This is a genomic window from Pseudomonas sp. FSL R10-0056, from assembly GCF_009600105.1.
Taxonomy (GTDB): Bacteria; Pseudomonadota; Gammaproteobacteria; order Pseudomonadales; family Pseudomonadaceae; genus Aquipseudomonas; species Aquipseudomonas bubulae.
The window spans coordinates 71955-95808 of record NZ_WIWL01000022.1; the positions used below are offsets into that span (position 1 = coordinate 71955).

The 23854-nt window shown below is 58.8% G+C and carries 23 protein-coding genes and 1 tRNA gene; 10 read left to right on the top strand and 14 right to left on the bottom strand.

Translation table 11 applies throughout. The annotated features are described in order from the left end of the window. Positions 1 to 48 precede the first annotated feature (48 nt). Entirely contained in the window at positions 49 to 2127 is a 2079-nt protein-coding gene (locus tag GHO42_RS01665) for a TonB-dependent siderophore receptor (protein ID WP_095000745.1), read from the bottom strand. 257 nt (positions 2128 to 2384) lie between these two features. On the opposite strand from GHO42_RS01665, the gene GHO42_RS01670 reads away from it, so the two are divergent. From GHO42_RS01670 to GHO42_RS01685, 4 genes are all read left to right on the top strand, one after another. Continuing rightward, complete coding sequence (locus GHO42_RS01670; protein WP_095000746.1) at positions 2385 to 3080, top strand: DsbA family protein; 696 nt, start codon at positions 2385 to 2387, stop codon at positions 3078 to 3080. 250 nt (positions 3081 to 3330) lie between these two features. Further along, complete coding sequence (locus GHO42_RS01675) at positions 3331 to 4614, top strand: OprD family porin (protein WP_153384084.1); 1284 nt, start codon at positions 3331 to 3333, stop codon at positions 4612 to 4614. A gap of 215 nt (positions 4615 to 4829) precedes the next feature. After that, positions 4830 to 5195, top strand: coding sequence for a type II toxin-antitoxin system RelE/ParE family toxin (locus tag GHO42_RS01680; protein WP_153327163.1), 366 nt, complete (start codon positions 4830 to 4832; stop codon positions 5193 to 5195). After that, positions 5188 to 5496, top strand: coding sequence for an XRE family transcriptional regulator (locus GHO42_RS01685; protein ID WP_095017778.1), 309 nt, complete (start codon positions 5188 to 5190; stop codon positions 5494 to 5496). Before GHO42_RS01680 ends, GHO42_RS01685 begins: the two co-directional genes overlap by 8 nt. Positions 5497 to 5502: 6 nt before the next feature. Here the strand turns inward: GHO42_RS01685 and GHO42_RS01690 are convergent, their stop codons facing one another. From GHO42_RS01690 to GHO42_RS01705, 4 genes are read right to left on the bottom strand one after another with little or no spacing between them, the layout of a single operon-like run. After that, complete coding sequence (locus GHO42_RS01690; protein ID WP_095031414.1) at positions 5503 to 5826, bottom strand: DUF3325 domain-containing protein; 324 nt, start codon at positions 5824 to 5826, stop codon at positions 5503 to 5505. Continuing rightward, a complete protein-coding gene (locus GHO42_RS01695; RefSeq protein ID WP_153327160.1) occupies positions 5823 to 7433 on the bottom strand; it encodes a PepSY domain-containing protein in 1611 nt (536 codons plus the stop codon). The genes GHO42_RS01690 and GHO42_RS01695 overlap by 4 nt, the downstream gene beginning before the upstream one ends. Then, positions 7430 to 7732 carry a hypothetical protein gene (locus GHO42_RS01700; RefSeq protein ID WP_095000752.1) on the bottom strand — a complete coding sequence of 101 codons (303 nt, stop codon included), beginning with the start codon at positions 7730 to 7732 and terminating at the stop codon, positions 7430 to 7432. The genes GHO42_RS01695 and GHO42_RS01700 overlap by 4 nt, the downstream gene beginning before the upstream one ends. Positions 7733 to 7765: 33 nt before the next feature. Next, positions 7766 to 9868: a TonB-dependent receptor domain-containing protein gene (locus GHO42_RS01705; RefSeq protein WP_095020118.1), complete on the bottom strand. Its 2103-nt coding sequence runs from the start codon at positions 9866 to 9868 to the stop codon at positions 7766 to 7768. A gap of 177 nt (positions 9869 to 10045) precedes the next feature. On the opposite strand from GHO42_RS01705, the gene GHO42_RS01710 reads away from it, so the two are divergent. Then, on the top strand, positions 10046 to 10738 hold the full coding sequence (locus GHO42_RS01710) for a response regulator transcription factor (RefSeq protein WP_095000754.1): 693 nt from the start codon (positions 10046 to 10048) through the stop codon (positions 10736 to 10738). Beyond that, positions 10735 to 12078: a HAMP domain-containing sensor histidine kinase gene (locus GHO42_RS01715; RefSeq protein ID WP_153327158.1), complete on the top strand. Its 1344-nt coding sequence runs from the start codon at positions 10735 to 10737 to the stop codon at positions 12076 to 12078. The genes GHO42_RS01710 and GHO42_RS01715 overlap by 4 nt, the downstream gene beginning before the upstream one ends. Here GHO42_RS01715 and dsdC read toward each other — a convergent pair. The 3 genes from dsdC to GHO42_RS01730 form a co-directional block, all read right to left on the bottom strand. Continuing rightward, entirely contained in the window at positions 12020 to 12979 is a 960-nt protein-coding gene (gene dsdC, locus GHO42_RS01720; RefSeq protein ID WP_095000756.1) for a DNA-binding transcriptional regulator DsdC, read from the bottom strand. The two genes, GHO42_RS01715 and dsdC, sit on opposite strands and share 59 nt — an antisense overlap. Positions 12980 to 13062: 83 nt before the next feature. After that, the gene (dsdA, locus tag GHO42_RS01725; protein ID WP_095031412.1) at positions 13063 to 14409 is read right to left on the bottom strand and encodes a D-serine ammonia-lyase; all 1347 of its coding nucleotides are present in this window, start codon (positions 14407 to 14409) and stop codon (positions 13063 to 13065) included. Positions 14410 to 14451: 42 nt separating this feature from the next. Then, positions 14452 to 15792 (bottom strand): gluconate:H+ symporter, encoded by a 1341-nt coding sequence (locus tag GHO42_RS01730; protein ID WP_095000758.1) that lies wholly within the window; start codon positions 15790 to 15792, stop codon positions 14452 to 14454. A gap of 233 nt (positions 15793 to 16025) precedes the next feature. Here GHO42_RS01730 and GHO42_RS01735 point away from each other — a divergent pair, with 233 nt between their 5' ends. Both GHO42_RS01735 and GHO42_RS01740 read left to right on the top strand, forming a co-directional pair. Then, positions 16026 to 16205, top strand: a complete 180-nt coding sequence (locus GHO42_RS01735) for a type II toxin-antitoxin system HicA family toxin (protein ID WP_095001085.1) — start codon at positions 16026 to 16028, stop codon at positions 16203 to 16205. A gap of 40 nt (positions 16206 to 16245) precedes the next feature. Continuing rightward, positions 16246 to 16653, top strand: coding sequence for a type II toxin-antitoxin system HicB family antitoxin (locus tag GHO42_RS01740; RefSeq protein ID WP_095000759.1), 408 nt, complete (start codon positions 16246 to 16248; stop codon positions 16651 to 16653). Positions 16654 to 16762: 109 nt separating this feature from the next. Here GHO42_RS01740 and GHO42_RS01745 read toward each other — a convergent pair whose 3' ends face one another. From GHO42_RS01745 to GHO42_RS01755, 3 genes are all read right to left on the bottom strand, one after another. Further along, a complete protein-coding gene (locus tag GHO42_RS01745) occupies positions 16763 to 19201 on the bottom strand; it encodes a TonB-dependent siderophore receptor (protein WP_095031411.1) in 2439 nt (812 codons plus the stop codon). A gap of 112 nt (positions 19202 to 19313) precedes the next feature. Further along, positions 19314 to 20261, bottom strand: a complete 948-nt coding sequence (locus GHO42_RS01750) for a FecR domain-containing protein (protein ID WP_095025193.1) — start codon at positions 20259 to 20261, stop codon at positions 19314 to 19316. Beyond that, a complete protein-coding gene (locus tag GHO42_RS01755) occupies positions 20261 to 20761 on the bottom strand; it encodes a sigma-70 family RNA polymerase sigma factor (protein WP_095000762.1) in 501 nt (166 codons plus the stop codon). Before GHO42_RS01755 ends, GHO42_RS01750 begins: the two co-directional genes overlap by 1 nt. 243 nt (positions 20762 to 21004) lie before the next feature. Between GHO42_RS01755 and GHO42_RS01760 the strand changes: the two genes are divergently transcribed. Both GHO42_RS01760 and GHO42_RS01765 read left to right on the top strand, forming a co-directional pair. Continuing rightward, complete coding sequence (locus GHO42_RS01760) at positions 21005 to 21202, top strand: type II toxin-antitoxin system HicA family toxin (protein WP_095001086.1); 198 nt, start codon at positions 21005 to 21007, stop codon at positions 21200 to 21202. Next, entirely contained in the window at positions 21199 to 21609 is a 411-nt protein-coding gene (locus tag GHO42_RS01765) for a type II toxin-antitoxin system HicB family antitoxin (protein WP_153327156.1), read from the top strand. Before GHO42_RS01760 ends, GHO42_RS01765 begins: the two co-directional genes overlap by 4 nt. A 99-nt stretch (positions 21610 to 21708) precedes the next feature. Here the strand turns inward: GHO42_RS01765 and GHO42_RS01770 are convergent. The 3 genes from GHO42_RS01770 to GHO42_RS01780 form a co-directional block, all read right to left on the bottom strand. Next, positions 21709 to 21784, bottom strand: a tRNA-Thr gene (locus GHO42_RS01770). Positions 21785 to 21970: 186 nt separating this feature from the next. Further along, the gene (locus GHO42_RS01775; RefSeq protein ID WP_153327154.1) at positions 21971 to 23335 is read right to left on the bottom strand and encodes a heavy metal sensor histidine kinase; all 1365 of its coding nucleotides are present in this window, start codon (positions 23333 to 23335) and stop codon (positions 21971 to 21973) included. Further along, the coding region (locus GHO42_RS01780) for a winged helix-turn-helix domain-containing protein (RefSeq protein WP_153384085.1) at positions 23328 to 23854 on the bottom strand (527 nt) is incomplete at its 5' end. The genes GHO42_RS01780 and GHO42_RS01775, both read right to left, overlap by 8 nt.

Here is a 23854-nt window from a genome sequence, read left to right on the forward strand (position 1 = left end):
CAGTGATTCAATCGCGAGCAAGCCCGCTCCCACAGGGTCAGTACTTATTCAGAACTTGTACGTCCCCGTCATCACCAGGCTGCGCGGCTCGCCCGGCATGATCTGCGCCGCACTGGTAGCCGACGCATAGTAGTAACGGTCGGTCAGGTTGGTCAGCGCACCGCTCACATCCCAGTCTTTTTCGCGATACCCCGCCAACGCATCCCAGCGCCCGTAGCCCGGCAATACCACGGTGTTCTGATTATCGGCATAACGCTGGCCCACCAGGGTCAGGCCCGTTTCGGCGTACCAGCCCATCTCCGGCTTCCAGGTAATAAACAGGCTGCCATTGTGCTTGGCCACGCCATTGATGCGTTTGCCCTCAAGCCCGTTGTTGTCCTTGACCACCGTTGCATCCTGCACACCCACGCCGCCGCGCATGTACCAGTTGCCGCCCAGCTTGCCGCTGGCGGTCAGTTCGATGCCGCGTGAGCGTTGCAGGCCGGAGAGCAGGGTGATGGTCGGGTCGTCCGGGTCCTTGGTGCGGCGGTTGTAGAGTTCCAGCTCATACACCGCCAGGGTGGTGCTCAGACGGTCATCCAGCCAGTCGCTTTTGACGCCGATTTCCTTTTGCTTGGTCAGCTCCGGACTCAGGTCGTTGGTGTTGCCTGCAGCACCGGGGGTGATGCCGATCAGGCCGCCGCCCACCGGTGAGAAGGTCTTGGTCCACGAGGCGTAGAACGAGTGGTTTTGCAGCGGCGTCCAGACCACGCCAAGGCGCGGGCTGGTGCTGTGGCTTTGGCGTTCTTCGGTCGGGATCAAGGGCCTGAGATGGTTGGTGGTCTCGACGTTAAAGCGGTCGTAACGCAAGCCGGCCAGTACCTGCCATTGATCGTTGAGGCGAAGCTGGTCCTGGACATACAGGCCCTGGCTCTCGACTTCGGTGTGGTTGTCGCTGGAAATTACCATCGGCCCGGTCGGGCGCAGGCTACGATCGGGGTTGTACACATCTACTGGCGGTACGCCCCCGGCTTTGTAGAGTTTGGGGTCGCGGCGCTGGCTGCCGAGTTCCAGCCCGGTCAGCAGGCGGTGCTCCAGGCCAAAGGTGTCAAAGCCGCCTTCGATTTCGAGGTTGTTGAAAATATTGCGGGTGGTCATGTCCTGCTGCCAGCTCTGGCGGTTCACCTTGTTGATTTTCGGGTCGTAGCCGGTCAGGTAGGTGTTTTCGAACTGGCTGTCGAGCTTGAACACGCCCAGGGTATGGCGCAGTTGCCAGTTGTCGCTCAGTTCATAGCTCAAGCGCGAGCGCAGGTTCTGGACTTTATCGTCGATAAAATCGTTTTGCCCGCCGTAGGTGGTGCCACGGCTGACATCCGCCGGGCGCCCGTCGATGCTCGGAATGCCGCGATCCGGGGTACGGTTGTAGCGGTTGTATTCGTATTGCACCAGCCAGTTCAGGTCGGGGGTAATTTGCCAGCTTATCGATGGCGCGAACAGCTGACGGTTACCGCTGACGTGATCGCGAAAGCTGTTTTTGTCTTCGTTGCCCATGTTCAGGCGCAGGCTCACGGTGTCACTCGGGTCAGCGCTAAGGTCGGCATACAGGCTGCGCAAATCCTCGCTGCCGCCCTGGGCCTGAATGCTCGACTGGCGGCCGGACTGGGGCATCTTGCTGACGCGGTTGATGATCCCGCCCTGGCTGCCACGGCCATACAGCACGGCCGCCGGGCCCTTGAGCACTTCAATACGCTCGATATTGTGCAGGTCGCGTACGTATTGGCTGTCGTCGCGAATACCGTCCAGATAAAAGTCGTTGCTGGCGTCAAAGCCGCGGATGCGCAGGCTGTCAAAACGGGTGTCGGCAGTGCTGCTGACGTTGGGAATCCCGCTCAGGGCTTCGCCGATGCTGTTGATGCCGTAATCGAGGACGTTGCTGGTTTTTACCGAGTCGATGGCTTGCGGCACATAACGCGCCGGAGTCGAGGTGCGAGTCGCGGTGGTGACATCCTTGACCCGTGGGTCATCGGCCTCAGCTTCGCTGGCGCTGATCGACAGCTCCGGGAGCACAGTCGTGGCGTTACTGAATCCGGCGTACAGCAAGGCACACAGCCCCAGATTCAAGGGTGTTAAACGGCAGGGGGAGAGCATGGTTGAGGGGTGTCCGGGCGGTTGAGAGGGTCGTTATATTTTTAGGGCGTGAATGGTAATGGTTCTTGTTGCCTTATGTTAAGAATTACCAATAGCGCGCCCTGCAAATATGTTTCTGTTTATTTCTCTACCCTGCACCCCTTACAGCACCTGATTCGCCCGGTTCGCGCAACACACTAAAAGGCATACCGATGTTTTTCCCCTGGCCCTGCAAGACTAGGCTGGCGTTCTGTTTTAGTGATGACCCGGAGCCCTACATGACCGCTACACCTGTCCTGCATTACATCTACGACCCCCTGTGCGGCTGGTGCTATGGCGCCAAGCCGCTGATCGACGCCGCGCGCGATATTTTGCCGGTCGTGGCCCACGGTGGCGGGATGATGGCAGGCGCACATCGCCGAGCTGTGTCGGCGCAACTGCGCGATTACGTGATGCCCCATGACCAGCGCATTGCCCAATGCACCGGGCAACCATTTGGCGAGGGGTACTTCGAAGGCTTGCTGCGCGACACCACGGCAGTATTCGATTCGGCGCCGCCGACCACCGCCGTGCTGGTTGCCGAACAATTGGCCGGGCGCGGCCTGGAGCTGTTGGGGCGCCTGCAAACGGCGCATTACGCAGAAGGGCGGCGGATTGCCGATAAAGACGTATTGCTGGCAGTGGCGACCGAAATGGGCCTGGATGTCGATGCATTCCGCGCCGCTTACGCTGCGATGAGCGGCGATGTAACGCAGGCCCACTTCAAGGCCAGCCGGGCATTGTTGTCCCGGGTTGCTGGGCAGGGCTTTCCGACTGTTGTACTGGAGCAGTCCGGCCAGTATCAGGTGATCGACCTTGGGGAGTATTTGGGCAAGCCTGAAGCTTTTGCTGCCTGGTTGCGCCAGTGCGCTGGCGTCACCGGTACAGACACAATCGTTTCAGCGCCAGCCTGTGGCCTGGATGGTTGTCAGTAACAATTTCTGACACTTCGGTCAAAGCTTTGAAAAGCCTTGGCAATTAACAAATTTTTCACGAAATTGACACCTCGCCTTCACGGCAGCTAGGATCCCTGCCAACGCCTGTGGCGATAAGCCATACACCAACTTTTCGAAAGACCTGCACACAGTCTTCGTGCGGGTCTTTTTGTTTATGTGAAGCAACCACCACTCAATGTTTCAGCTTGAACCCCACAGCGCGCTTCTATTCAGAAATAAGGAAAATAATATGTTGAACAAACGGATAGGTCTTCTCGCTCTGGGCGTACTCAGTGCTACCCAGGCTATGGCTAACGATCAAGCTGACGCAAAAGGTTTTGTAGAAGACAGCCACCTCAATGTACTGGCGCGCAACGCCTACATCAGCCGTGACTACAAAAACCACCAACAAGACAAAGCTGAATGGGGCCAGGGTTTCCTCGGCACATTCACTTCGGGCTTCACCCAGGGCACCGTAGGTGTGGGTGTGGATGCTTTCGGCATCTACGCACTGCGTCTGGATGGCGGTCGCGGCAACAGCGGCGCGGGCGGTATCGATTTCTTCAAGCAGGGCGCCAGCGGTAAAGCGGCTGACGACATCGCCAAGGCTGGCGCTGCGGTGAAGGTTCGCGTGTCCAACACTGTGCTCAAGTACGGCGATCAAATGCCTGCGCTGCCGGTGTTGATGTATGACAATTCGCGTCTGATGCCGGAAAGCTTCACCGGTACCCTGTTGACCTCCAAGGAGATCAACGGTCTGGAAATCAACGTCGGTCGTTTCACTGCAGAGTCGCGTAAAAGTGCTGAAGCACGCGACAGCGGTGACTTGAAAAGCATCAACGTGTTCGGCGGTAGCTACAAGTTCACCGACAACCTGTCGGCGTCCCTGTACGGCTCCGAGATGGAAGACGAGCTGAACAAGCAATACGTGGGCGTAACCTACGCAATCCCGCTGCAAGACAAACAGTCCCTGACGTTTGACTTCAACGGCTACCGTACTCACGTAAAAGAAGACTACGCCCGTGACGTGCTGAAGGTTGATGGCCAGGACAACAAGATCTGGAGCCTGGCAAGCACCTACGCTTTCGGCGCGCACACGGTGACCCTGGCGTACCAGAGCAGCACCGGCGAAATCGGCTACCCGTACGGCGGCTATCGCAACGCAGGCGGCGTGGGCGACGGTGGCAACACCATCCTGCTGGCCAACTCCTACTGGTCCGACTTCAATGCCAAGGACGAACGTTCGTGGCAGCTGGGTTATGGCTTCGACTTCGGTGCCGTTGGTATTCCGGGTCTGACCTACAACATCGCCTACGTGCGCGGCACCAACATCGACGACGGTTCCGACCGTGGTCGTGGTACCGAGCGCGAAATCTTCAACCAGGCCAAGTACGTCGTACAAAGCGGCCCGGTCAAAGACCTGAGCGTGCGTCTGCGTGGCTCGTGGTTGCGCGTATCGAACAACGCCAGCGGGTACAACGTGGGCGGCAACGAAGTACGTGTATTTGTTGATTACCCGATCAGCATTTTCTGATGCTACCGACCTGTTGAACAGGTTGGACATCTGAATAAAAACGCCCCGACTGGTTCGGGGCGTTTTTTTTGGCCGCGATTAACCGCGGCGTGAGGAACGCATCCGGATGAAACCATCACTCACACTTGGGTTGGACCGAGAACTAGTTGGCCATTATCGGAAGTGTTTAAGATTATTCCCTTGAGATTATATTCCTTTGGTGGCATATTTTGAGCATGACATGGAACGTTGAGTACACCGACGAATTTGGCCTATGGTGGGAAACGCTCAGTGAAAAGGAACAGGTCAGCGTGGCGGCCAGTGTCAAATTGCTAGAGCTGCTCGGTCCGGCCCTGCGCTTCCCCCATTGCAGCGATATCAAGGGGGCACGCTACGGTAACCTTCGCGAACTACGCGTGCAGCATGGAGGTCGCCCCTACCGGGTGCTTTATGCCTTTGACCCACGCCGCTGCGCCTTGCTGTTGACGGGCGGTGACAAGACCGGTCACGACCGATGGTATGAAGAGAATGTCCCTTTGGCGGAAATTCTCTACGAAGTCCATTTGCAGACACTGATTGAAGAGGGCCAGGAAAATGGCTAAAAAATTTGCCGAACTTGAAGCGCGCATGTCCCCAGAGGCGCGTGAGCAAACCCAGGCTTTATACCATCAGCATTTGCAGGAAATGCCTTTGCACGAGTTGCGCAAAGCTCAGGCGCTGAGCCAGGAGACACTGGCCAAAGCGCTGAATATCAACCAGGCGGCAGTTTCCAAAATGGAGCGGCGCACTGACATGTATATCAGTACGTTGCGTAATTACATTCAAGCCATGGGTGGCGAGCTGGAAATCATCGCGACTTTCCCGGATGGTCAGGTAAAAATAGAAAACTTCGCGCACAAATAACGCGTTCTAAAATACCCAAACCGCCAATGCCATTGAAGGCCCTGCAACGGCCAGCGGCACGATCAGGCGCGGCCGGTATGTCAGCAATATCACCAGCCCGCCAGCCGCAACGCTGAGCACTGCCGCCCACAAGGCGATACCCACTGACGGGCCCAGTTCGATAACGCCGGGGATCACCGCGCCAACCAGCAGCAGCCAGCCCAGCAGGCGCAATAGCTGGCGCTTGAACGGGCCGCCTTTGTCTGCAAACACCTGCCCATGATGGCGCTCGGTACTCAGGCTGAGTGCGCTGAAACCACTGAAACTCAACGCCAGGCATATCCAGATCATGCTGCGCTCTCTTGTCGGGTGTTGACCGTACGCGGTTGGCGCTGTGGCCGTTGCAGCGGTTGATGGCGGTTGAGTTTCCAGGCCGCGTAGCCAAGCAGCGCTGCACTGGCGAGCAAGGTCAGGTCCATGCCCGCCAGCAACCATTGGCCCTGTGCAAGGCTGGCCAGCAGATGGCTGTGTGCAAGGCCGAAACTGAACAGCGGCAAGGCTGCAAATAACCCTGCAGCTACCCAGAGCTGTTCAAGCCAGGCTCGTTTGTGGCTGCGCAGCAGTGGATGAACCAGGCACAGCAACCAGATGATAAAGAAGCTGCGAATTTCCCAGGCGCTGCGCTGGGTCATGCCCACGGGTAATAACCGATTAGCCCAAAAATAGGCGGCAATGGCCAGCGGCAGACCCGCAACAGTGCCGACATTGAGCACCTCGACCAGACGATGGCCGATGGGTGTGCGCCCCAGTTTCTGCCGTTCCGGCAGGCGTTTGACCACCCATAGCACCAGCCCGGTGGCAATCATTGCCGTACCCACGACCCCGCTGATAAAGAAAAACCAGCGCAGCGGAGCACCGGCAAAGCGGATCAGGTGCAGGCTGGACAACACGTTATAGATCGCGTTGGGCGTGCTGATCGCAGGGGCAGGTGGGCTGTTCAACAAAGCACCACTCACACCGTCAAAACGCAGCCGTTCGCTGTTGCCCCGGTCGATCAGGCTGTCGCCACCGCGTTCACGCAGCTCGATGACGGCATCCGACGTGCCGGGCCGGGTCACGCTGATGCTGCTGACTCCTCGGGGCCAGCGCTGCTCGGCCTGGGCCAGCAGGGGGGCAACGTCCGTCAGTGGCACCTGCTCGCCCAATGGCTGATCGCCTGCACCCATTGCTGGCGCAGTACGGGCACCGCGTCCGCCGCTTTCGTTGAAGAACTTTTGGGTATCACCGCGATAGGCGCTTTCAACGCCCCAGGGCATCAACATAAACATCAGCAGCAACAAACCGCTGTAAGTGATCATCAAGTGAAACGGCAGGGCCAGCACTGCAGTGGCATTGTGCGCGTCCAGCCATGAGCGTTGTCCCTTGCGTGGGCGAAAAGTGAAGAACTCCTTAAAGATTTTTTTGTGGGTGATCACCCCGCTGACAATCGCCACCAGCATCACCATGGTCGCAATACCGACGATCCAGCGCGCCAGCACTCGCGGCATGCCGTATAGCTCAAAGTGAAAACGATAAAGAAAACCGCCGCCACGGGTTTCCCGCGGGGTCACCGGTTCGGCCGTGCCCGCATCCAGGGCCACGCTTTGGCCGCCCCTTTTGACGACCGGCTGGCCGATGTCGAACCACTGTGCCTGCGCCCCGGCATTGCGTTCGCCGGGCAGGGTGAGGGTCCATTGCGCAGCGTTGGGCGCCAGGCTTTGCATGGCTTGCGCAAGACGCTGCGCGGTCTGGTTGTCGGGCACAGAGGCGTGCAGTTCAGGTTTCATCCAGAACGTGATTTCTTCCTGAAAAAAACTCAGGGTACCGGTCAGGAACACGGCATACAGCAACCAGCCGAGTAACAGCCCGACCCATGTGTGCAGCCAGGCGTTGGCCTGACGAAAACCGAGGGCCTTCATGGCATGACTTCCCGCAGCAGCAGGTGGAGGGCCGGCGGCACGCAGCAAGCCAGGGCAACAAGCCAGGCCCGGATTGCAGATGCGGCGCTAAATGCCCAGATTGCCATCGCGCAATACAGCGCAAAGGCCAGCATGGTGGCGCTCAGCACTGCCTGCGCCCGAGGCCCGGGCAGCAACAGACTGAGGCTCGCCGCCGCCAAGGCGGCAAACAGGTAACTGCCAAAAATGGCCAGTACGGTGCGTGCGGCAATGGCCAGACGGTAGGCCGTCTGCGGCGCAGGATTAAGGGCATCGCTCATATGAATACCTTGGGCGCGCAGCCCGGTTCAGGGTCAGAACGTATAGTTGGCTTTGACCCAAAAGCGTCGGCCGTCTTCGGCATAGGAATAATCGGAGTCCACATCCTGCTCCCTGACCTGATTGGTCAGGTTATAGCCGACCAGGCTCAAGGACAGATCCTGGGTAGCTTGCCAGGTGGCGCCCACATCCACGGTAGTGATGGCTTGCTCGCTTTGTGACACGGCGCCGCCCTGACCCCAGGCAATGCTGGTTTCTTCACCGCGATAGCTGACGGTGGCGAAGCTGGAAACCGAGTCGATGATTTGCCAGTCCAGCGTCGCGCTGCCAGAGTGCTTGGGCGTGGCTACCAGAGGCTGGCCCTCGGCCAGTGGGTAGCCAAAGCCTAGAATGGTTGCCTCGCCGCTCGACACTTTGGAGTGCAGGTAGGTGTACTCGCCCTTGAGCTGCACCCGGTCGTTGAAGCGATAACGGGCAGCGGTCTCGATGCCGCGCACCGTGGCACCGGTGATATTGAAATAGGTGCTGTAGATGCGCCCGGTGATCGGGTCTGCGGGTACCGGGCTGCCGTCCGGGTAGTACAGCTGGCGGGTGCCGGTGTTGGCGATCTTGTTTTCGTAGTCGGTGTCGAACAGCGTGACATTACCGCTGAATTTTCCACCGGCGTCGTAGTAAAGGCCGATTTCGCGGTTTTCGCTTTCTTCCGGTTTCAAATCCGGGTTGCCCCAGGTGTAAGCACCACCGCGTTGCGGCAGGCCGATATTGGGGTTGGTCTGGGTGATGGTCGGCGACTTGAAGCCCTTGGCCACGCCGCCTTTTAGCGTCCAGTCCGGATTGAGGCGCCATACGCCGTAAAAGCGTGGTGTCCAATGGCGACCGAAGAACTCGTTGTCGTCCATGCGAATACCGGTGGTCAGGCTGAAGCTGTCAGTCATGCTCCATTCGTTCTCGGCGAACAGCGATTTTTCTGTCATCGAAGTGCCAATCCCAGCACCCTGCGGGCTGGCGTAATAACCGTCTGCCTCCAGCTCGTCTTTTTTCCACTGGGCGCCGGCAACAAAGACGTTGCGGTCAAACGGCAGGCTGATTTTGCTTTCGAATACCGAGTTGGTGACTTCAGGCGTGACGCTCTGATTGCCGGCCTGGACATCGCTGGCGCGGGTCGCTTCTTCGCGATACAGGCTGATATCGGTAGTACCGAAATCCCAGTTGCCGGTGTGGGCCAAAACATAAGTATCGCGGGTGTACTGGTTGTTGTTTTTCGCGGCTGTAGGCGCCAGGCTTTTGCCCGGGTTGTTCCAGAACTCCTGCTCGGTGCGGCCGGCTTCGAGCATGAACTCCTGTTGCTCATCAGGGGTCAGCCACAGGCGTGCGGTGCCGCTGTGGCGGGTCGATTTGGAGAAGCCGTTGAGGATTTTGTCCTCGTCGCGTTGCTTGTCGTAGCCCCAGAGCTGAATGCCGAGACGGTCTTCGACCAGCGGACCGGACACGTACCCGTCCAGTTGCGTGCTGTCACCTGCTTTGGAGCTGTCCTGGAAGGTGTGGTCCGCGGATACCGACCCTGACCATTGCCGCGCCACTTTGCGAGTGATGACGTTGATCACCCCGCCCAGTGCTTCGGAGCCGTAGAGCGTGGACATCGGGCCGCGCACCACCTCAATACGATCAATCGCTTCGACGGGCGGTATCCAGTTCATTCCCAGGCCTTCGGAGGTGCCGCCCTTGAGCGTGACCTGGCTGGTGTTCTGGCGACGACCGTCAATCAGGATCAGGACGTGGCTGGACTCCATGCCGCGAATGGAAATCTCGCCCTTGTCACCGCCGATGATGCTCACGCCTTCAACATTGCGTACCGCATCGGCGAGCGAGCGGAACTGCTTGTTTTCCAGCTCTTCGCGGGTGATGACCGAGATACTGGCGGGGGCATCGCGCACGTCCTGGCTGAAGCCCGAAGCCGTAACCACCGTTGAGCCGACCTCCAGTGGCGCGGCATTGGCCGTTGCCCCGGAAGGTTGTTCTTCTTCATCGGCGCAAACTGCCGTCAGGGGCAGGCCAAGGCTGACCAGTGCGGTAAAAATAGCCAGAGGCTTGCGGGCAAAAGGAGAGGGGGCAACGGTGCTGCGGCGGTGGCAGTTCATAAACAGCGTTCCTGGGATTCTTGCTATTGCGCAAATGAAAATAATAAGCTGTCTCAGTTGCGTTTCTTGTTTGCGAATGTTGCCAGCTCAACCTGACCGGAACCTGACGAGCCCCTGTTGATTTCCCCCTGCGCCGTTTTTTATCGTCGTGGCTGACCTTTTTGTGGATTGAAGTAAATGAAAGTGCTGGTTGTTGAGGATCACCGGGCACTGCGCGGTTTGCTGATCGAGCATCTGGTGCAGGCCGGATTTGCCGTGGATGGCGCCGAAGATGGGCGCACGGCCCAGGCTTTGCTGGAAGTCGGCAGCTATGACGCGATGATCCTGGATCTTGGCTTGCCGGACATGGACGGCATGTCACTGCTGGCCATGCGTCAGCACAGCGCCAATGCCGATTTGCCGTGCATCATCCTGACTGCGCGGGATGCCCTGCAAAGCCGGGTCAACGGGCTGAATGCAGGCGCGGACGACTACATTCTCAAACCCTTCGACATGCAGGAACTGGAGGCGCGATTGCGCGCAGTCTTGCGTCGCCCCGGCAGTCGTGTGAGTACCCTGTTGCGTTGCAACAACCTGGCATTCGAACCTGAAACCCGGCACTTGAGCGTTGATGGCAACACCCGGATAACGGTGCTGGCCCGGCGCGAAGCCATGTTGCTGGAAGAAATGCTGCGCATTGCACCGCGTATCGTGATCAAGGAGCAACTCGAAGAGAGGCTTTATGCTTTCAATGAGCCGGTGACCCTCAACGCCATCGAAGCGCTGGTCTCGCGGTTGCGCCGCAAGCTCAGTGAGGCGGGCGCCCATAGCCGCATCGAAACGGTTCGCGGCTTAGGTTATCGCCTGCTCAGCGTCGATAACCGGGCATGATTAAACGCAGCCTGCGCTGGCGCCTGCTGACCGCGTTGCTGTTGGTCTTTGCTCTGGGTTTCGGCAACCTGGCGATTTACCTGTACGGCACCCGCGACGAACTGCGCCGCGGGGTGATGACCATTGAGGCGCAGGTGATTGCTGATGGTTTTCGGGTGGACAGCGACCCTGTCAGTCTGCCGCGCCAGTATGCCGGTGGCGAACTGTCTTATTCGTTGTACTCGGCCGATGGTCGATTGTTGTGGAAGTCCGAAAACCTCAAACATCCCCGTCGGCTCAAGCAGCCAGGTGCGGACCCGGGCTGGATGCGCTGGAGCGCTTTCAGCGGGCGGGTGGTCAGCGTGCCCGTGGAGTTGCCCGACGGTGCCATATTGATGGTGGCCAAGCAGGATAATCTTGAGCGCGAAGTGATTGGCAACCTGCTGGCGGCCCGCTTGCGCCAGAGCCTGGTGATGATGGTACCCATCGGTTTGCTGTCATTGGGCCTGATCCTTTTATTGCTGCACTGGACCTTGCGTCCGGTGCGGGTGGCGGCCAAGTTGGCGCGCAGTATCGGGCCGGCAAACCCAGAACAACGTATCCCGCTGGACAACCTGCCGAGTGAAATCCAGCCCCTGGCGGCTGCGGCCAATACGGCGCTTGATCGTTTGGCTGCGGCCTACACTGCCGAACGGCGTTTCGTGGCCGACGCAGCCCATGAACTGCGCACGCCGTTGACCGTGCTGGATTTGCGCTTGCAAGCAGCCCGGCGCACAGGGCAGGTCGAGTGGCCTGCGCTGGACATGGAAATGCGCCAGATGCGCCGTTTGGTGACTCAGCTACTGGAACTGGCGCGTCAGGAAGGCGAGGCCGCCCAAGGCCATAACGGGCAGCAGCGCACCCATCTCTCGCGTCTCACTCGCGAAGTCTGTGCCGCGCTGTTACCGCTCTTTGAGGCCAGTGGTCGGGTAATCGAGGTGGATATCACCGCAGGTTGCGAATGCCGGGGCAATCCCGATCAGTTGCGTGAAGCTTTGGGTAACCTGCTGGAAAACGCCCTGGTCCACGGCAAGGGCACTGTTCAGGTGACCCTGCGCAAGGTGGCCGGGCACTTGCAGTTGGAGGTCAGCGACCAGGGGCAGGGTATTGCGCCAGAGGAGCGCGAAGCCATGTTCCTGCGCTTTCGCAAGGGCCGGCAAAGCAGCGAAGGTACCGGGTTGGGGCTGGCGATTGTGCGTCAGATCGTGCAAAACGCAGGTGGTCATGTAGCGTTCGTACAGGCGCCAAACACCACCATCAGGGTCAGTTTGGCCGTTGCTCAATCGTCTGTTCCTGAGCGCACATGTGCAGCCAGTTCATAAACACCTGCAAGCGCTTGGGCACCACATTGAGCGGTGGGTGCACCAGATAATAATCATAGTGACCGTACTGCCTGAAACCGCCAAAAGGCAGCACCAGTTCGCCGCGATCAACACGTTTTTGCACCAGTTGCTGGCGCCCGATGGCGATCCCCGCGTGGCTCATAGCGGCCGTGACGCACAGGTCCGAACGGTCGAAGGTCAGGGTACGTTTGGGCAGTGCCGCGAGCAGGTTGTGTTGTTCGGCCCACAGGGTCCACTCGGCATCATAGGCGGCATGGTCCCAGGCCAGGGAGTCGTGCAGGGTGGTGCAGTTGCTCAGGTTTTGCGGGTTTTCGTGCAGACGGTGACGCTGCGCATATTCCGGGCTGCACACCGGCGCCATGCATTCGCGCATCAGCCGCTGGCTGGTGAGGCCGGGGAATTCGCCGTTGGCGTAGTACAAGGCCAGATCTATTTTGCGTGTGCGAAAGTCGACATTGTCATTGCCCACCCGCAGGTCCAGTGAGACCAGCGGATAGCGCTCGATAAAGTCGGCCAGCCGGGGCACCAGCCAGCATTGGGCCACCGATGGCCTGGCATAGAGCGCAATGGCTCCGGCAATTTCTGGCTGTGACGAGCGTTCAAGGGCTTCGGACAATTCCCCCATCGCACTTTGCAGAATTTCGAAAATTCGCTCGCCTTCGTCAGTCAGGCTGACCTGGCGGGTAAGGCGCTGGAACAGCTTCATATTCAACGCCGTTTCCAGCCGGCTGATGCGGTGGCTGACGGCGCTGGCGGTCAGGCAAAGTTCCTGCGCAGCGCGGGCAAAACTCAGGTGTCGGGCGGCCACCAGAAAGGTATGAAGGTTGGCGAACTGGCTGCTGTTGAGCCGTGAGCTGATGCGGGGAGGAAGATTAAGCACGGTAGTTTGCCCTCAAGCCAAAGGCCGACTTCTTGCAGAATGTGGCAATGAGTCCATCTTGCCACATCCGCTTTACGCCTGAGTCAGCCCAGTAACTCACGACCCTTGGCCAGATAGGCGTCCATCTCGGCCGCAGGCACCATATTTCCTCCCGTTGCCCACACCAGGTGGGTGGCGTTGGCCATGGCCTGCGGGCTCAGGCCAGCGCGGGCCAGATAGCCTTGCTGCTCGCCCAGTACCCGGGCAATACCTGGCACACCTGCCAGTGCGGAAGGCTCAAGGCGCAAGCCTTCACTGCGTTCCATCAGGGCCAGCAGGCTGTACATTTCCTCGTCGCTGACGGTGTAGAAGCCGTCGAGCATGCGCTGCATGGCCTTGCCGACAAAGCCGGAAGCGCGGCCCACGGCGAGGCCGTCTGCGGCGGTGACGTTATCGATGCCGAAATCCTGCACGCTGACTTCGTCGTGCATCCCGGTGTACACACCCAGCAGCATGCAGGGCGAGTGGGTCGGTTCGGCGAAGATGCAATGCACTGCATCACCAAAGGCCAGCTTGAGGCCGAAAGCCACGCCGCCGGGAGCGCCCCCCACACCGCAGGGCAGGTACACAAACAGGGGATGCTGGGCATCCACGGTGATTTGCGCCGCCGCGAACTGCTGTTTCAAACGCTCGCCGGCCACTGCGTAGCCGAGGAACAGATTGACCGAGTTTTCATCGTCGACAAAATGGCAACTCGGGTCGGACTCAGCCTGCTGGCGACCCTGGGCCACGGCCACGCTGTAATCACTTTCGTACTCCACCACCGTCACGCCATGGGAGCGCAGTTTGTCTTTCTTCCATTGCCGGGCATCGGCTGACATATGCACGGTCACTTGAAAGCCCAGCGCAGCACCCATGATGCCGATCGACATGCCGAGATTGCCGGTGGAGCCGACGGCGATTTTGTACTGGCCAAAAAAGGCCCGGGCCTTGTCGCTGTGCAGCAGCGCGTAGTCGTCGTCGAGCTTAATCAGGCCACCGGCCAGGGCCAGGTCTTCGGCATGCTTGAGCACTTCATAGATCCCGCCGCGGGCCTTGATCGAGCCGGAGATGGGCAGATGGCTGTCGCGCTTGAGCCACAGCGCGCCATTGAGGCTTTGCCCGTAACGTTCGCCGAGCAACGGCTGCAAATGCGTCAGGGGCAGGATGTCCGACTCGATAATGCCAGCACTGCTCTCTGTCTCAGGGAAGGCAACCCGCAGGTAGGCAGCAAACCGCTCAAGGCGTGCGCTGGCATCGGCCACGTCGGCACTGGTCAGGCCTGTATCGCCAAGCGCCTGCGCCACCGGTGCCACCCCGGGGTTGAACCAGGTGGTTTCTTGCAACGCGACCAGTTCGCGGATCAGCGGGAAGCTGGCGCACCAGTTTTCAAGTGTTCTGCCCAAAATCATGGCGGGGTCCTTTAAACGATAAGTCTGAATATACGGTTTGAATCAAACAAAGCGCGACAGCAGCAGGGTCAGCCCCAGCGCGATCGATGAAGCCAGCACGGTAGCGGTGGTGAAGGTTTTCAAGGCATCGGTCAGTGACACGCCCAGGTACTCCTTGACCACCCAGAAGGCCGAATCCGTGACGTGGGTCCAGCCCATGGCTCCGGCACCGATGGCGATGCAGATGATCTCCTTGCTCACGGTCGGGTGAGCTCCCAGCATAGGCAATACCATGCCTGCGGCGCTGATCATGGCCACTGTTGCCGAGCCGACCGCGAAGTGCATCAAACCGGCCACCAGCCAGGCCAGCACGATGGGGTTCATATTCAATTGGGTCAACGAGGCGGACAGCGCGCTACCCACGCCACTGTCGATCAGAATGCCATTGAATGCCCCACCGGCACCGATGATCAGCAGGATACTGGCCAGCGGCGGAAAACTTTTTTGCGTGTAAGCCAGCAGGTCGGCCATGGTCAAACCGCGGCGCAAGCCCAGTGCCCAATAAGCGAATACCACGGCAATCGACAGTGCGATCAGCGGGGTGCCCATAAACGAAATCACACTGAATGCGGTGGATTCATGGGGCAGACCGGCAGCGAAACTTTTACCGACCATCAGCAGCAACGGTAGGGCGATGGTCAGCAGGGTGACGCCAAGGCCTGGCAGGTCGCGGGTTTTGCTGTCATCGCAATGCTCGTTCAAAAAAGCTTCCTGAGTGGCTGGTGCTTCGGTCTTGCACACCAGTTTGACCCACAGCGGCCCGGCAATCATGGCGGTCGGCAGCGCGACAATCAGACCGTACATGATTACTTTGCCGACATCGGCGCCCAGCATCCCGGTGATCGCCATCGCAGCAGGGTGTGGCGGCAACATGCAATGCACCGCCATCAGCGACACCGCCAGAGGTACGCCCAAGTACAGCAGGTTGATGCGAGTCTCTTTGGCCACTACATAAATCAGCGGAATCAGAAGCACGAACCCCACCTCGAAAAACACCGGGATGCCTGCGATAAATCCGACGAGCATCATCGCCCACGAAGCGCGGTCCTTGCCCAGGGTGTTCAACAGCGCCTGAGCGATGCGCTCCGCACCGCCGGACTCCTCCAGCATCTTGCCCAGAATCCCGCCCAGGCCAATGATCGTTGCCAGAAACCCGAGGGTTCCGCCGACACCAGCTTCATACGACGAAGCAATTTTTACCAACGGCATGCCTGACCCGATTCCCACCACAAAGCTCGCAGCGGTCAAGGCCAGAAAGGCATGAACGCGGACTTTGACGATAAGGAAAATGATCAGCGCGATGGCGCAAAACAACACCAGCAAAAGAGTGGGACCGCTGTGCATGGGAGGTGCTCCGGGAAGCGCTTTTATTGTTGAAATAAGTGATCGTCGTCACTTTGCTTCCGGCAATTAGAGGTTACATCTCCGTAGGCTGACAAAGGATGGTTTTTCACGGTACAGATGATGTGGGGTCATCTGTCAGGAGGTATCCATGCGCAAAGACTACCGGAGCCATGATTGGGGATGACATTTTATGAATGCGGTGGTTATAGTAACCACTATTGGGGATGACGAATTTGAATAGCCGACAGCTGATAACCGCAATAGAAGCTGACGGTTGGTATCTGGTACGGAGCAAGGGAAGTCATCACCACTTCAAGCACCCGACGAAGCCGGGGCTGGTAACGATTCCTCATCCGAAGAAAGATTTACTGACCAAAACGATCAACAGTATTTTGAAGCAAGCTCAGCTTTGACTAGCAGGCTGCTTTAACCCGCCCTGTGGAGGTTTTGAACATGCTTTACCCAATAGCGATTCGCCCTGGCGATGAACAACATGCCTGGGGTGTAGACGTGCCGGATATCCCTGGGTGCTTCTCTGCGGGGGAGGATCTTGACGACGCGATGGCCATGGCACGCGAAGCCATTGAAGGGCATCTGGAGATTTTGGCAGAGGATTGCGCCAGAATTCCTGTTGCAACCCCTGTAAGCGCTCATGTTTCCAACCCCGAGTATGAGGGCTGCATCTGGGCATTGGTCGATATCGATATCACCAGATACCTCGGAAAGGCGGAAAAGCTGAATATCACCTTGCCCGCAATCTTGCTGAATCGGATCGATGATTATGTGAAGCATCATCCTGAGCAAAAGAGCCGTTCAGGATTTCTGGCTTCGGCAGCATTGAAGGTTCTGCAACAAGCGTAGGCCGGAGTAAAGGCCACCTCGCGAAGCCCCAAAATCGTGGGGGCTACCCTGCTTGCGAAGCTCTGCAGGCCTTCGCGAGCGGGCTCGCTCCCACAATTGGAGATGCGTGTCAGAAATCCCAGCGAGTGGTCAGCATAAAGTTGCGCGGCTCGCCATAAATCGCCGAGTTATAGAACCCGATATTGGTGTAGTAATACTTGTCGAACACGTTGTTGACGTTGAGCGTGGTCGACAGGTTTTCCGTGAATTGATAACGGGTCATCAGGTCCACCACCCAGTAGGGCTTTTGCGAGAAGTCTTCGTACCTGTCCTTGGGGCCGTTGAACATCTCTTGCCAGGCCGTGCTCTGCCAGCGTGCGCCACCGCCCACGGAGACTTTGTTGAGGTCGCCCTTCAGTTTGTAGATGGTGTAGAAGCTCAGTTGGTCTTCGGGTTCGAAGGTCGAGATCTTTTTACCGTTGTCATCGCGTACCACCTTGTGCGTGTAACCGGCCTGCAGGCTCCAGCCCGGGCTCAGCTCGCCGGATATCTCCAGCTCGTAGCCCTTGGTTTTAGCCGCAGTGCCCTTGAAGGCATAGTTGGGCGGGGTGGGTTGCAGGTTGTTCCAGGCATCGTCGGGGATGGGACGGTTGCTTTCCTTGACCTCAAAGTACGCCAGGCTGGCGTTCAGGCGGCCATCGAAGAACTCGCTCTTGAGGCCGATCTCGTAGTTTTCACCCTCGTCTGGGTCAAGCATTTTGCTGTTGCGATCCAGGTTGTAGAACTCCTGGGGCATGAATACATCGGTGTAGCTGGCATAGGCCGTCAGGTAATCGGTCAGGTCATAAGTAATGCCCGCATAGGGAATCAAGCGTCCTGTTTCGCGATAGGTATTGGTGGTACCCGTAAGGGTGTAGTCGACCACCCGCCCGCCCAGAAACACTTTCAGCTCATCTGTGACATTCAGACGCGTGGTTGCATACATGCCGGTCTGGCGCACGGTGTCATCGCTGATTTGAGATGCGTTGCCCCAGTCAGGTTTGGCCAGATGGCCGTCCCAGTTGAAGTAATCCACCAGATTGGGGGTGGAGAAGGTCACGTCCCAATAGCCTTTGCCTTTCCAGTTGGCGGTACTGATGGAGCCGCCCAACACCAAATCGTGTTCACGGCCGAGAAACTCGTAGGGGCCGCTGACATAGAGGTCGGCCGCGTCGCTGGTGGTTTCGCCCTTGTAACGTTGAGCATTGATATTGGCGGTGCCATCAGCCGCAGGCTGGTTGAACTGAATCGCCCCCAGCTGGGCATCGTAGCCATTGATCTTGTGGTCCAGTTGCAGCTTGCCCACCCAACCACTGCCCAGGTCGTGTTCCAGGGTCGCGAACACCGTGCGGGTGTATTGCTGCCAGCTGCTCCAGTCGGTGGCGTTGCTGAATGAGCGTTTGGCGCTGTTGATCTCGCCCGCGTAGTTGTACAGCGGGAAGCTCCCCGACCAGGTGGAGCCCTGGGGTTTGTTGTCCTGATAATCGGCGCCCACGGTCAGCAAGGTGTCTGGCGTCAGGTCGACTTCGAGGATGCCGTAGAACACCGAACTCTGGTTGGAGTAGCGGTCGATATACGATTGCCGGTCCTGATAGGCCGCTACCGCACGACCGCGCACATTACCGGTTTCGGTCAATGGGCCGCTGAGGTCTACTTCAGTCCGGTAGTTGTCCCACGAGCCTGCGCCTGCGGTGATATGGCCGTGAAAATCATGGGTGGGTTTTTTACGCACCAGGTTGATGGTGCCGCCCAGGGACCCTGCCCCGCTGAGCAAACCTGAAGCGCCCTTGAGTACCTCGATACGGTCATAAATAGCCATGTCGCTCAGGGTATTACCCGCTGAATAGGCAACGTTGCGTACGGCGGAGGGGATTCCGTCGTACTGGAAGTTGTTGATCGAAAAACCACGCGAGTAGTAGTTGGTGCGGTCCGTGTCGTAGGCCGAGACGGTAATGCCCGGTGTATGGCGCATCACGTCGTCGACATTGTCGAGGGCGAAGTCATCCATATGCTGGCGGGTGATTACGCTGATCGATTGCGGCGTTTCCCGCGGCGTGAGCACCAGGCGAGTGGCCGTGGCGATAGCGCCCGGCGTGTAGGAACCGGTGCCTTCGGTAACGGTACCCAACTGGTTGGTGACAACTTGAGTGGCCCCCAGCTCCAGCGCGGCTTCACTGTTGCTGGCGACCAGTACATAACCCCCGTTGCTCTGGCGCTCGGCTTGCAACCCGCTATTGGCAAGCAAGCGCTCCAGGCCTTCCTCGACGCTGTATGAACCTTCAAGCCCGCCGGTCTTGAGGTGACGGGCCTGTTCGGTATCAAACGAAATCGTAACCCCAGCCTGCACACCAAACCGGGTCAGGGCGCTGCCCAGAGGGCCAGGGGCAATCTGGTACTGCGCCTGGCTTTGCGCTGCGGCCTGGGCAGGTAGCAGCGCCAGACCGGACAGGCTGGCGAGGGACGCGCCAAATACCGCCAGGCGCACAGCGCGGGCTATTTTGGTGGTGGTATTGAGGGGGAGCGGGGGCATTCGATGATCCTTGCGTGGTCATGGCACAAACGCGCTGTAGTCGCGGCTTATGTCATTGACGGATGAGAATCTAAATCAGCAAGGTTAAAGTTCAAACCATTTGCACCTGAGCTTATGCCGGTTCGATGCTGGCCCAGTAGCGGGTGAAGAAGCGAACGTTGACTGGCAGGGTTTTACCCAGATTCTCCAGCACCGTATCGGTGTCATCGATACGAAAGGCCCCCGAGATGCGTAAATGCTGAACGGCTGTTGCACAACGCAGCACGCCCGGACGATAACGGCCCAACTCCTCGATAAAATCGCCCAGGCGCCAGTCGTCCACGCTCAACATGCCCTGTACCCAGGCGGTTGAGGCCGCAGGCAAAGGCTGAACCCTGCCGATTGCATTGCTATCGAAAGTGACTTGTTGTCCGGTCTCCAGACGCAGGGGCTGATGGATCAGCTCAAGCGGGCGAATTTCCACGGCGGATTGCAGCACCCCGACTCGCGTGTGCTCGGGCAATTGGCGCACGCTGAAACGGGTGCCAAGGGCGCGCACGCTGCCGTCCTCGGTCTGCACGATAAAAGGACGCTGCTCAGGATCCTTGGCGGTCTGAATCAAGATTTCACCCTGGTGCAGACGAATCACGCGCTGTTTGGCGTCGAAGTGGATATCCAGCGCCGTGTTGGCGTTCAGCTCCAGTTGTGAGCCATCCTCAAGGCGCAGCGAACGCCGCTCACCGACGCCGGTACGCTGCCCCGCAAGCATCGAGCGATAGGGCACCTGCTCGGCCGCCAGCCAGGTACCGCTGCCAACGGCCAGCAGCATGCCAAGGATTTTCAGCACATCACGGCGTTGGGTTTTCGCGGCGTCGAGGCTGGAGAGAGCGGCCTCCTGGGGCATCAATGCCCATTGGCGCTGGAACCTCTCAAGCCGTGCCCAGGCCGCTTCATGTTGTGGGCAGGCTCTCAACCAGGCCTGCCAGTCCCGGGTGCGAGCCTCGTCGGTGGTGCCGTCATTAAGTTGTACATACCAGGTGGCAGCAGCCTCCAGCGCCTTGAGATCCGGGGCAGGGGACATCAATTGTCGACCAGCAACAGGCAGCGGGTCATGGCGCGAATCAAATGATTTTTCACCGTGGTAACCGACACCTCGAAACGCTCGGCGACGGCAACATAACTCAAGCCTTCGAGCTGCACGGCGAGGAAAATTTCCCGCGTTCTGGGGCCCAGCTCATCGAGCAGGCTGTCGATCGAAATCAGCGTTTCGATAATCGACAGGCGTATTTCTGGCGAAATATCCACAGGCTCGGGCTTGAGTGCCAGCGCCTGCAGATAGGCTTGCTCGATGGTGCGGCGGCGCACTTTGTCGATCAACAGCGAGCGGGCAATGGCGCTCAGATAACCACGGGGCTCCCGAATGGGTGTGTCATGGCGTGCAGTCATGACCCGCAGGAACGTGTCCTGGGCCAGGTCGCAGGCATCCGCCGTATTGCCCAGGCGCACGCGCAACCAGCCCTTTAGCCAACTGTTGTGATCGCTGTACAACCGATGAAGAGCTGAAGGGTCGAGCGCCGACATAATGATGCAACCAAAATGTAATTGGTAATCGATCGCATTATTGTGATGGGACAGTATTTATGCAAGGGGGAGGTTCATTGGAGGGGGGGGACAGCGATAATACTGCTGGAGATAGAGTCGTTCGGGTGCACAGGGTGTAACACAACTCTAAGCCGATCGCGTTTTTTTGTGTGTAGTGTGTGTATTTTCCGATTGCACCATTTTTCAATGGTGTGTAGCGTACACACAGTGCGTGGTGATCAAGTGCGAAGTCGTGAGCTTATTGAATTATTGGTGGCAGATGGATGGTTTGAGATCGCAATCAAGGGAAGTCACCATCAGTTCAAGCATCCAGCCAAAGCGGGTCGGGTAACGGTTCCACATCCCAAGTCAGAAATTGCCAAAGGGACGCTGCACAACATTCTCAAATCCGCAGGTCTCAAGGGAGAGTTACGGTCATGAAATTTCCAGTGGTCATACATAAAGACGCAGATTCCGAATTCAGCGTAACGGTGCCTGATGTGCCAGGCTGTTTTTCTGCCGGGAGCACTTTTTCGCAAGCGCTGGATAACGTGCAGGAAGCATTGGCTTTGCATCTGGAAGGCATTGTTGCGGACAGCGGCGAGCTGCCGCAGGGCAAGGACGTGGATGCCCACCTGGAGAACCCGGATTTTGTCGGTGGAATATGGGCAATCGTTGACTTCGATTTGACGCCTTACCTCGGCAAGTCGGTTCGGTTCAACGCTTCTTTGCCAGAAAACCTGTTGCAGCGCATTGATGAACGAGTGAGCAGGGACCACCGCTATGCATCCCGTTCGGGGTTTCTAGCAACAGCTGCATTGCGCGAGCTGAGCGTTCAGAATTTTTAATCGGCTCAAGACCATCACCATGTGGTGCTCTTGAGTCTTCTCCAAACCCTGAAAACAAAAAAGGCCCACCTTTCGGTGAGCCTCTTCTGGTGTTGCGTATGGTGCCGGCACCAAGAGTCGAACTCGGGACCTACTGATTACAAGTCAGTTGCTCTACCAACTGAGCTATACCGGCGTTATGGGCGACGAGTATACCCGGATGTTTGGGCTTGTAAACCCCTGATAACAGACTATTTTCACGTTTCTGACCGGCGCTCGGTGAAGGAGGGGGGCAAGCGCTCCGTCGTGACCCGATTTTTCGCCGAATTGGTCAGCGCCGACACTTCGTCGCACCGCCGCGCCCACAGGAAAACTAAAAAGGTTATTGAGCAAACCCCAGTTCAAACAGCGTGCCGCTGGTATCACTGACCACCCGCACCTGGCCGCCATGCAATTGCATGATCGAATGCACAATCGCCAACCCGAGCCCGCCCGAGTCCCCCGGTTGGGCCCGTGAAGGATCGACCCGGTAAAAACGGTCAAACAACTTGCCCAGATGCTGCGCCTCAATCGGCGGGCCAGGGTTGTGCACACCGATCCAGCAAAACCCGGCATCGTCATGGCGCTGCAAGCGTACGGTAGAGCCCGGTTGAGCATGGCGCACGGCATTGGCCAGTAAATTGCCCAGTGCCCGCTGCAGCAGCTGTTGATCGGCCATCAGCGAGCCGCTGAGCTGATTGTCCAACTGCAGCTGCCGGTCCTCAGCCAGTGCTTCGAAGTAATCGCACAGCTCGTCGCCCACCTCACCAAGGTCCAGCACTTGCAGCTGCAACGGGCGCTGGCCGTGTTCGGCGCGGGCGAGAAACATCAGGTTTTCGGCCATACGGTTGAGCCGCTCGTACTCTTCGATATTCGACGCAAGTACTTCCTGGTACTCAGTCGGGCTGCGTGACTGGTTCAGTGCCAGGCTGTTGCTGCCCAGCAGGTTGTGCAACGGCGTGCGGATTTCATGGGCCAGGTCGGCGGAGAACTGTGACAGCCGCGCAAAGCTGTCTTCCAGGCGTGTCAGCATGGCGTTGAGAGCCTGTACCGGCTCCTTGAGTTCGGCAGGCACGTCATGTGTGGCCATGCGCTGGTCAAGGCTGCGCGGATCGATGCCAGCCATGGCGTGGGCCAGCTCACGCAAAGGCTCAAGGCCGCGACGCAACAGCAACAGGCCAAGGCCGAAAGCCAGCAGCGCGCCCAGACCCACAGCGCCATACAAGCGCAGGCGATAACTGGCGAGCATTTGCTCACGCTCGTCAAGACGCTTGCCTACGGTCACGCTCAGAGTTTCACCGGCGGGCCCCTGGGCCATCCCGACCAGCAATACTGTCTGGTCCAGCGTTCTGATATCTGCACGCTGCGGTGCGCGTCCCTGGGCAATGGGCTGCATATCCGGCAAGGTTTGCTGATGAGGGTTGATGGCGATCAGAGGGCTGCCATCGGCGCGCTTGACCAGTAGCACACTGTCCAGGTTGCCCAGCATGTTCTGGTAGAGGCGCGGGCGTTCTTGCAGGGCTTCGAGGCTATCGCTGTCATGCAGCAGGGCGCGCACTTGTTCAAGGCGCCCGAGCAGCGCCTGGTCATCACGAAACGCCAGTTCGGCGGCCAGCGATCGATACAGAAACACCCCGATCACACTCAGTACCAACGCGCAGGTCATGGCGATCGCCAGCGCCAGACGCCAGGCGATGGATTTACTCATCGGGTGCTTCCAGTTGATAACCAACGCCGCGCACGGTGTGGATCAACTTGGGCATGTAGGGATCGTCGACCTTGGCCCGCAGGCGACGCACGGCGACTTCGACCATATTGGTGTCGCTGTCGAAATTGAGGTTCCACACTTGGGAGGCGATCAGGGTGCGGGACAGCACCTCGCCCTGGCGGCTGGCCAGCAGTTGCAGCAGGGCGAATTCCTTGTTGGTCAGGCTGATGCGCTGGCCACCCCGGCTGACCCGGCGGCGCAGCACGTCGATTTCAAGATCGGCGATGGCATACGACTCGGCCTCGCGTAGCGGGCCGCGACGCAGCAGCGTGCGTACCCGGGCGAGCAACTCGGCAAAGGCGAAAGGCTTGAGCAGGTAATCGTCGGCGCCTAGCTCCAGACCGCGCACGCGGTCTTCGATAGCATCCCTGGCGGTCAAGAACAGCACCGGTGTGGCGCCGCGCTGGCGAATCAGTTGCAGCAGTTGCCAGCCATTGAGCCCCGGCAGCATCACATCAA

Bases quoted from the DNA above. Each gene is read 5' to 3' on its own strand.
- GHO42_RS01775 (WP_153327154.1), bottom strand. From the start codon at position 23,335: ATGAGTAAATCCATCGCCTGGCGTCTGGCGCTGGCGATCGCCATGACC.
- GHO42_RS01745 (WP_095031411.1), bottom strand. From the start codon at position 19,201: ATGCCCCCGCTCCCCCTCAATACCACCACCAAAATAGCCCGCGCTGTG.
- GHO42_RS01680 (WP_153327163.1), top strand. From the start codon at position 4,830: ATGACATGGAACGTTGAGTACACCGACGAATTTGGCCTATGGTGGGAA.
- GHO42_RS01730 (WP_095000758.1), bottom strand. From the start codon at position 15,792: ATGCACAGCGGTCCCACTCTTTTGCTGGTGTTGTTTTGCGCCATCGCG.
- GHO42_RS01715 (WP_153327158.1), top strand. From the start codon at position 10,735: ATGATTAAACGCAGCCTGCGCTGGCGCCTGCTGACCGCGTTGCTGTTG.
- dsdA (WP_095031412.1), bottom strand. From the start codon at position 14,409: ATGATTTTGGGCAGAACACTTGAAAACTGGTGCGCCAGCTTCCCGCTG.
- GHO42_RS01695 (WP_153327160.1), bottom strand. From the start codon at position 7,433: ATGAAGGCCCTCGGTTTTCGTCAGGCCAACGCCTGGCTGCACACATGG.
- GHO42_RS01670 (WP_095000746.1), top strand. From the start codon at position 2,385: ATGACCGCTACACCTGTCCTGCATTACATCTACGACCCCCTGTGCGGC.
- GHO42_RS01710 (WP_095000754.1), top strand. From the start codon at position 10,046: ATGAAAGTGCTGGTTGTTGAGGATCACCGGGCACTGCGCGGTTTGCTG.
- GHO42_RS01690 (WP_095031414.1), bottom strand. From the start codon at position 5,826: ATGATCTGGATATGCCTGGCGTTGAGTTTCAGTGGTTTCAGCGCACTC.
- GHO42_RS01765 (WP_153327156.1), top strand. From the start codon at position 21,199: ATGAAATTTCCAGTGGTCATACATAAAGACGCAGATTCCGAATTCAGC.
- GHO42_RS01755 (WP_095000762.1), bottom strand. From the start codon at position 20,761: ATGTCGGCGCTCGACCCTTCAGCTCTTCATCGGTTGTACAGCGATCAC.
- GHO42_RS01740 (WP_095000759.1), top strand. From the start codon at position 16,246: ATGCTTTACCCAATAGCGATTCGCCCTGGCGATGAACAACATGCCTGG.
- GHO42_RS01700 (WP_095000752.1), bottom strand. From the start codon at position 7,732: ATGAGCGATGCCCTTAATCCTGCGCCGCAGACGGCCTACCGTCTGGCC.
- GHO42_RS01685 (WP_095017778.1), top strand. From the start codon at position 5,188: ATGGCTAAAAAATTTGCCGAACTTGAAGCGCGCATGTCCCCAGAGGCG.
- GHO42_RS01675 (WP_153384084.1), top strand. From the start codon at position 3,331: ATGTTGAACAAACGGATAGGTCTTCTCGCTCTGGGCGTACTCAGTGCT.
- GHO42_RS01705 (WP_095020118.1), bottom strand. From the start codon at position 9,868: ATGAACTGCCACCGCCGCAGCACCGTTGCCCCCTCTCCTTTTGCCCGC.
- GHO42_RS01665 (WP_095000745.1), bottom strand. From the start codon at position 2,127: ATGCTCTCCCCCTGCCGTTTAACACCCTTGAATCTGGGGCTGTGTGCC.
- GHO42_RS01750 (WP_095025193.1), bottom strand. From the start codon at position 20,261: ATGTCCCCTGCCCCGGATCTCAAGGCGCTGGAGGCTGCTGCCACCTGG.